The following is an 8,062-nucleotide window of genomic DNA, read 5'->3' on the forward strand; positions in this document are numbered from 1 at the left end:
TTTTTACTTTACTCACATTCCAGTTATTTAAAGGCTGATTAAAATTTTCGGCTCCAAAAAACATGCAGCACATATTTTCAACATTAGAAGTATCCCAATTACATAAGGGTTGATTGAAACTCTTACATTTACAAAACATATTTCCCATATTTTTTACATTAGAAGTATCCCAATTATCTAAGGGCTCATTAAAACTCTCAGCACATTTAAACATGCTGTTCATATCTGTAACATTGGAAATATTCCAATCATTTAAACACTGATTAAATTTTTTACAATTTTCAAACATACTATACATTTTCTTAACATTACTTACATTCCAGTTATTCAATGGCTGATTAAAGTTTTTACAATCGAAAAACATACTATTTATATCTTTAACGTTTAAAACATTCCAATCACCTATATATTGGTTAAATATCTCTGCTCCAAAAAACATACGAGCCATATTTTTAGTATTAGATACATTCCATTTAGATATATCGTTATTAAATTTTCTGCAATTAAAAAATATATCATGCATATCTGTTACATTGTAAGTATCCCAAGTTTCTATACCATTAAATTTTTTTCTTGAAGATTCTTTAAATAAAGAACTCATATCCGTTATTAAACTTGTATCAATGCTTCCGAGATTAATATTTTCATCATCTGCTAATTGTTTTAATTCCTCTTTATTTTTTGGCTTATATTTCTTCATAATCGATAACTATAATTTTATTATATTTTATTAGATGTTTAACTCTAAATGTTTAATAGCCCATTCGCTCATAAGTACAGAAGGCTGATACAATTTTGATTCATCTATTTCAAATTTGCTGTTATGATGAGCTATATTCTTTTCTGTGGCTGTAGAAAATAATATGAAAGCTCCGTTAATTTTATCTAAATAATCGGCAAAATCCTCACCTGCCATAGAAAGCTCATAATGAGAAGCCTTTTTAAAGTTGAGGCTGCTGCATACTTCATCAAGTTCTTTGTATATATCTGCATTATTAATAACAGGAGCTCCGCGCCTTTTTATTATAACTTCTGCTTCTGCCCTATTAGCAGCTGCAATAGAATTAACTACTTCTTTTATTCTTTCAGTTATAAAAACTCTAGTATCTTCGCTGAATGTTCTAAAAGTTCCTTCTATATTAACTTCAGACGGTATTATATTATATTGACTTCCAGCATGAACCATGCATATAGAAATTATTACCGGATCTGTTGCAAGTATCTCTCTGCTTTTAATATTATAGATTGCCTGTATTATTTGGCTTGCTGTTAATATAGGGTCAACAGAAAGATGAGGATAAGCACCATGTGAGCCTTTCCCTATAACCTTTATAAATATTCTGTCATTAGAAGCCATTAAAGCCCCCTCTTTTAATACAAACTCCCCGCTTGGAACATTAGCAGCCAAAGTTCCTATATGAGTACCGACTATTGCATTAACTCCATCAAGCAAACCAGAATTAAGCATATTATGAGCCCCAACAGCCAATTCTTCTGCAGCCTGAAAAACTAATCTTACTGTGCCCTTTATTCTTGATTTATTTTCACTTAAATAATAAGCAGCCCCAAGCAGACATGCGGTATGAGCATCATGTCCGCATGCATGCATATTACCGTTTTTAGAAGCATAATCAAATCCTGTTTCCTCTTCTATAGGCAAAGCATCCATATCTGCTCTAATAGCTGCTATATTTTTTATATTTTTATTATCATTATTTGCTATATCGCATACAAGTCCGCTGTCAATTGAAGACTCTTTATAAGAAAGTCCTAATTCTTTTAATTTATTTATAACATAATTTTTTGTTTGAGGAAGTTCAGTACCAACTTCTGGTATTTTATGCAAATCCCTTCTCATAGAAATAATAATATCATTTAATTTTTTGTAATCCATTTTTTATTAACCCTGCATCATTTATATTTTTTGTTTTTAGTATATTAAGTAATTATTATTAAGTCAATAATTATTACTAATATTATAATTTATAAACTTAAATCTATCATAAATCAATTCTAATTTTTATACCAAACAGGTGTATTATCATTCATAGCTGAACAGTAAAAAGCCATATACATCTTTGCATTTTTTGATAATACCCAAGAATCTAAATTCTGATTAAAACTTTCTGCTACCCAAAACATCCCATCAATATTTTTTACTTTACTAACATTCCAATTATTCAAAGGCTGATTAAAGACTTTCGTAAGCCTAAACATGTTCTCCATATTCGTAACATTAGAAACGTCCCAGTTATTTAAAGGCTGATTAAATTTTAAAGCACGGCAAAACATACTTTTCATATTTTTTACTTTAGACACATCCCAGCAAGATATATCATGATTAAAACTTTGAGCCCCTTCAAACATACTCATCATGTTTTCTACTTTAGATGTATCCCAAGTTTCAATACCGCTGAAATTTCTTAATATAGAATTCTCAAAAATTCCAGACATATCAGTTATAAGACTTGTATCTATTTTATTAAATTTTACTTTTTTCTCTATTAAATCTATTAATTCTTCTTTTGTTTCTGGTTTATATTTTTCTCTAGTCATAATAATATATCCTTAATTTTTTTATAAAATAAAGTATTCTAAACTATTTTTAAATTTTTTATACAAAAATTTGAAATTTATAAAAAAAAATATCAATTTAATAAAAAACCGATAACATTACTATTGACAATAATACTGTTTAGTATATAATGTTTTCAGTAAATAAAAATCAAAAATAGGGGGATTAACTATGAATGAACAATTAGAAGCTATTTACAACAAAATAGTAAAAAGAAATCCTGGAGAAGCAGAATTTCACCAAGCAGTTAAAGAAGTATTAAACACTTTGGAAGTTGTATTAAAGAAAAAACCTCATTATGTTGAACAAAAAATAATTGAGAGAATGTGCGAACCTGAAAGACAAATAATGTTCAGAGTTCCTTGGATGGACGATAAAGGAGAAATACATGTAAACAGAGGATTCCGTGTACAGTTTTCAAGTGTAATAGGACCTTACAAAGGCGGACTTCGTTTTCACCCATCTGTTTATTTAGGAATTATTAAATTTTTAAGTTTTGAGCAAATATTCAAAAATGCTCTTACAGGCTTACCTATAGGCGGCGGTAAAGGCGGTTCTGACTTTGATCCTAAAGGAAAAAGCGATAATGAAGTTATGCGTTTCTGCCAAAGCTTTATGACAGAGCTTCACAGACATATAGGTTATGATATTGATGTACCTGCTGGAGATATAGGAGTTGGCGGAAGAGAAATAGGTTATTTATTCGGACAGTATAAAAGACTTAAAAACAGATTTGAACCAGGTGTATTAACTGGAAAAGGTTTAGGTTACGGCGGTTCTTTGGTACGTACTGAAGCTACTGGTTACGGACTTGTATATTTTACTGACCTTATGCTTAAAACTAACGGCAAAAACGGCTTTGAAGGTAAAAAAGTTGTAGTTTCTGGTTCTGGTAACGTTGCTATATATGCTATGCAGAAAGCTGCTCAATTAGGTGCTAAAGTTATTGCTTGTTCTGACTCTAACGGCGTTATTTATGATGAAAACGGTATTAATTTGGATACTGTTAAACGCTTAAAAGAAGTAGAAAGAAAAAGAATTAAAGAATATACTTCTGCTCACTCTTCTGCTAAATATATAGAAAACGGAAATATTTGGGATGTTGCCTGCGATATTGCTATGCCTTGTGCTACTCAAAATGAACTCAATGCTAAAAGTGCTGAAACATTAGTTAAAAACGGCTGTATCTCTGTTACTGAAGGAGCTAATATGCCAGCTACTCCTGAAGCTGTAGAAATATTCCAAAAAGCTGGTGTATTATTCGCACCAGGAAAAGCTACAAATGCTGGCGGTGTTGCTACTTCTGCTTTGGAAATGCAGCAAAATGCTTCTATGGATAAATGGGATTTTGATTATACTGATAACAAACTTAAAAACATTATGACTAATATACACAATACTTGTTATCAAACTGCTGAAGAATACGGTTGTAAAGGCGACTATTTGAAAGGTGCTAATATAGCTGGATTTGTTAAAGTAGCTGATATAATGATACATTACGGTTTAGTTTAATACTTTATAGTTTTTTGATAATGCTGTTAGTATAAAATTACTGACAGCATTATGTCTTTTAAAATAGTTCTAAAACCAATCTAATATAAACTCATCAAAAGCGAAAAATTAAATAATTACGCCTCTTTAGCCGATGCTATTTTAGTGTAACCCTCCCAAGAAAATACAGCCTTTTCTTTATCATCAGCATACACTTCTTCAACATTGCATATATATAAATAATGATCTCCTGTTTCAATAAATTCTTTTAATTTGCACTGTATTGCAGCAGCACTATGAAGAGGAACTTTTATATTGCTTGTAGGAATATCCTGCATTTCTATTTCAAATTTTGATATTTTATCAATATCTCTTCCGCTATGCATACCGCATTTCATAACTATTTCTTTAATATTCTCACTTGGAATTGTAATTATAGCTTTTTTATTTTCTCTAACTAATTCACCGCTGTATGAACTTTTAGCCATAGCATAAGCTATCATATTTGGATTATAAGATAAATAAGTATACCAAGATACTGTCGCTAGGTTTGTACTGCCATCAGGTTTTTCAGTACATACTATTGCAACAGGATTTGGAGAAGTAATTTTTGAGGCTTTAGGTAAATTTATTTTTTCCATGAAATACTCCTTATTAAAAATATTTAAAATTATAATAACTTCATCATAAAAAACAAGTACGAACAAAAAAGTGAGAAACTAACTTTTAGTAAAGCTATCAATGAAGTATAAGATAAAACTAAAGACAATTTACTAATCAGAAATGTTAATAAATTACACATAACATATAAGGTATTTTAAAAATTATTTTAATAGTTTGTTTAAAAAAATGCAGTTAGTATTAAACATCACTAACTGCATTAATTTATTGATAATATTTGAACTAATTAATATCTTCATTAAAAGTTTTTATAATATCTGAATACTGTCTGAACTTGAGAAGTCTAAATTTATAATTATAATTCTTTAATACTTCTTGAGCTCTCTTTATAAACTCATCTTGATTGTATAAAAGCAAGTCTATATATCCGCCAATTACACCAAATGCATTACCCAATACTATACCTATTTCTTTACCGCTTCCCTTTTCTCCCATAATACTCTCAAGCTCATCTGTAATTTTATTTCTTTCATCAAGAAGTTTTTTATTTATATTTTCATCATTAAAATCATTCTCTTTATTATCTGCAAATACATAGGCTAAATATACAGCCCTTGCCCCCATTTTTGAAATATTAACAACCGCATCTATATTATAATTAGCATAATCACTAATAAGCTCCATATAACAAGTATTTCCAATGAATATATCTTCTCTAAAGAAATTATTATCTGTAGGTTTACATTCATAAACTGTATATCTATTTATAGGGTCTAGAATAATATCCTTATTTTTATTTTTTAGAGTATCTATTATAAAGTCATAAAGTTTTGTAAGCTCTATCATGTTATCAAGTTTTTTATCACTTTTTTCAACATTTCCTAATAAGTATAATTTTAATATATTCTCACCTACTGCATGTTCAAGCATTACATAAAAAGCATTATACGCATAATCTTCTTTTAACTCATTTAATTTTTTATTATAGAATTTCAAATTAAAAAAATTAGTATTATCATCATATTCAGCGTATACTAAAATTTCTTTAAAGCTTAAATCTTTATTATACATTTTAAAATTAGAATTAGTTATATCTTGTTTTGGCATATAAGGAGAAAATTTCCATTTGCTTTTTAATTTCTCAGGCATAGCGGCTACTATTCTAGGAGTAAGATAAAATAAATATTCCTTGCCTTCCACAGTAAATGTAAACTCATAATTACCTCCAAAATTAAACTGCAAATTGTCAGATATTAAAGACACACCATTAGAAACAAATTCAATCATTTCATCTGGAGAAAATTTATCTCTATTATCTATAAAATTTGATATAACTTTTTCATTTTCTTCAAACCATTTCCAAAACCTATTAACTCTATTTTCAAAATTAATACCATCGTCTCTGTCTTCTGAGCAAAGCATATAAAAGTTATAAGCATCTATATCTTCATTATTTAAATCACAAGCCTTTTTAAAATAATTTTCTGCATTTTCTTTTTCACCTTTATAGTAGTAAGCATAACCTACCCTATAATTCCATAAAGCGTCGTCAATGCCTTCTTCTCTTATATACATTAAATTATCTAATGCTTCATCATATCTTTCTGTATTATTATAAGCTCTTGCAAGTAAGCTGAAAAGTTCACTGTCCATTTCTTCATTTGGAATTTTTGTTATAATCTCAATTATTTGTTCATGTTCATCATTTTCATGCAATTGATTGATTTTTTCTATTATGTTCATTATGTTTCCTTTTTTATTTATTTATAATACAAACTATTACACTTATTTTAATTAAAAATAAATCCTAATATGATCATAATTTTTTTACTTCTTCAATACTCAGTCCTGTATTATCACTTATAAATTTATCATCTAAACCTGATTTTTTTAAACTTTTTGCTATAGAAATAGCTTTAATTTTTTCTCCTTCTTCTCTGCCTTCTTCTCTGCCTTCTTCTCTGCCTTCTTCCTTGCCCTCTTCTCTGCCTCTTTTTATTCCTTCTTCTATTCCTAATCTTCTCTCCTCATCAAGCATTATTTGATTGCCGTATAAATAAGCCTCTTTCTTCTCATATTCCATCATCATCAATCTGCTTTTTACAAAGTTATTATATTTTTTCTGCACTTCTTCCATTATAGGTTTTTCTTTTACTATTTCAGACATAGATGCCTCCAAATTTTTACTTGTAAATATTTTTAGCCAATAATTTAAATCTTTAGATAATACATTTTTCCTAAACTTTTTTAATTCTATTATATGTATCTGCAAATGATCTGTGAGAAGTTTTTTATTATTCATCTCATAAAGCATATAACAAGAATGTATATTTTTAGTTTTATCCAAATTAAAATTAAGAAGATTAATACTTATTACAGGAGTTAATTCATCGTATCTTTCCCCATGTTTTAGTAATTTACTGTAATTAGCTGCCCAATAATATAGTATGCGTTCTGGAAATCTTGAATTACCTTGTAATTGTATTTCTATTATAACTACTGATCCATTTTGAGTAATACACTTGACATCAACAATAGTCTCTTTTAAATTTTTATTTTTTTTCAAGTTAAAAGGCGTTAATATTTCAACAGAGCGAAAAGTCTTCATATTAGCATTAATCATTATAGAATTGATAAAATCTAAAAGTATAGACTCACTGCTTCCTTTATCAGTAAATAGGTATCTTATAAAATAATCATTCAAAGGATTAAAATATTTTATTTGTTTAATATCTGATTTATTTTTCATATATATATTATACTTAAAATTATTAACTTTGTCAAAACTAAATATTTAATCAAGTTCAGCCCTAGAAAATAAATCTCTTATCAGTTTATCATCTTTGCATGCCTCTTTAAATAATAAAGCAAATTTCTTTAATGCCTCAGTATCACTGCTGTAAGCACAAAACATACTTGATTCAGAATCAAAATCAATAATGCCTCTTAACTCTGGAACTTTTTCTTTCAAAAATACTAAAGCCAAAGACTGCCAATCATACCCTCCGCCTTCAAAACCTTCATCTTCTCTTTCCTCAAATATTTCTGCTTTATATTCTCCAACATTTAAGCAAAGAGAGGCACTATTTTCATGTTCTACAAAAAAGAATGGTTCTATTTGTTTTTCAAAATCATTTTTCATTTTTAATTCCTTTTAATTAAATTTTTTATACTAGTACTTGCAATAATTAAAATGCCTAATCTCTTAATATAGTAAAATCATAAATAATAAAATATTAAAAATAAATATTTTATTACTAAATTTAAACTTTAAACGAGTTTAGAGTTTAGAGTTTAGAGTTTAGAGTTTAGAGTTTAGAGTTTAGAGTTTAGAGTTTAGAGTTTAGAGTTTAGAGTTTAGAGTTTAGAGTTTAG

General features: G+C 28.1%; 7 protein-coding genes and 1 pseudogene. 1 reads left to right on the forward strand and 7 read right to left on the reverse strand.

Translation table 11 applies throughout. The annotated features are described in order from the left end of the window. The 3 genes and pseudogenes from Q1X91_RS08125 to Q1X91_RS08135 form a co-directional block, all read right to left on the reverse strand. A pseudogene (locus Q1X91_RS08125) lies at positions 1-700 on the reverse strand (BspA family leucine-rich repeat surface protein); the annotation flags it as partial. A gap of 30 nt (positions 701-730) precedes the next feature. Continuing rightward, positions 731-1,894 carry a M20 family metallopeptidase gene (locus Q1X91_RS08130; RefSeq protein ID WP_300755635.1) on the reverse strand — a complete coding sequence of 388 codons (1,164 nt, stop codon included), beginning with the start codon at positions 1,892-1,894 and terminating at the stop codon, positions 731-733. A gap of 119 nt (positions 1,895-2,013) precedes the next feature. Next, a complete protein-coding gene (locus Q1X91_RS08135) occupies positions 2,014-2,556 on the reverse strand; it encodes a BspA family leucine-rich repeat surface protein (RefSeq protein WP_300755638.1) in 543 nt (180 codons plus the stop codon). 190 nt (positions 2,557-2,746) lie between these two features. Between Q1X91_RS08135 and gdhA the strand changes: the two genes are divergently transcribed. After that, entirely contained in the window at positions 2,747-4,087 is a 1,341-nt protein-coding gene (gene gdhA, locus Q1X91_RS08140; RefSeq protein WP_300755641.1) for an NADP-specific glutamate dehydrogenase, read from the forward strand. 116 nt (positions 4,088-4,203) lie between these two features. Here the strand turns inward: gdhA and Q1X91_RS08145 are convergent, their stop codons facing one another. The 4 genes from Q1X91_RS08145 to Q1X91_RS08160 form a co-directional block, all read right to left on the reverse strand. Continuing rightward, on the reverse strand, positions 4,204-4,707 hold the full coding sequence (locus Q1X91_RS08145; RefSeq protein WP_300755644.1) for a flavin reductase family protein: 504 nt from the start codon (positions 4,705-4,707) through the stop codon (positions 4,204-4,206). A gap of 262 nt (positions 4,708-4,969) precedes the next feature. After that, positions 4,970-6,430: a tetratricopeptide repeat protein gene (locus Q1X91_RS08150; RefSeq protein ID WP_300755647.1), complete on the reverse strand. Its 1,461-nt coding sequence runs from the start codon at positions 6,428-6,430 to the stop codon at positions 4,970-4,972. Between the two features lie 73 nt (positions 6,431-6,503). Beyond that, a complete protein-coding gene (locus tag Q1X91_RS08155) occupies positions 6,504-7,436 on the reverse strand; it encodes an Rpn family recombination-promoting nuclease/putative transposase (protein WP_300755650.1) in 933 nt (310 codons plus the stop codon). Between the two features lie 45 nt (positions 7,437-7,481). Next, positions 7,482-7,829 carry an immunity 51 family protein gene (locus tag Q1X91_RS08160; RefSeq protein ID WP_300755653.1) on the reverse strand — a complete coding sequence of 116 codons (348 nt, stop codon included), beginning with the start codon at positions 7,827-7,829 and terminating at the stop codon, positions 7,482-7,484. Positions 7,830-8,062: the final 233 nt, after the last annotated feature.

Origin of the sequence: uncultured Brachyspira sp., assembly GCF_949287625.1 — a bacterium.
Classification (GTDB): Bacteria; Spirochaetota; Brachyspiria; order Brachyspirales; family Brachyspiraceae; genus Brachyspira.

Coding starts and splice junctions, on each gene's coding strand:
- Q1X91_RS08130 (WP_300755635.1), bottom strand. CDS start 1,894: ATGGATTACAAAAAATTAAATGATATTATTATTTCTATGAGAAGGGAT.
- Q1X91_RS08150 (WP_300755647.1), bottom strand. CDS start 6,430: ATGAACATAATAGAAAAAATCAATCAATTGCATGAAAATGATGAACAT.
- Q1X91_RS08145 (WP_300755644.1), bottom strand. CDS start 4,707: ATGGAAAAAATAAATTTACCTAAAGCCTCAAAAATTACTTCTCCAAAT.
- Q1X91_RS08135 (WP_300755638.1), bottom strand. CDS start 2,556: ATGACTAGAGAAAAATATAAACCAGAAACAAAAGAAGAATTAATAGAT.
- Q1X91_RS08155 (WP_300755650.1), bottom strand. CDS start 7,436: ATGAAAAATAAATCAGATATTAAACAAATAAAATATTTTAATCCTTTG.
- gdhA (WP_300755641.1), top strand. CDS start 2,747: ATGAATGAACAATTAGAAGCTATTTACAACAAAATAGTAAAAAGAAAT.
- Q1X91_RS08160 (WP_300755653.1), bottom strand. CDS start 7,829: ATGAAAAATGATTTTGAAAAACAAATAGAACCATTCTTTTTTGTAGAA.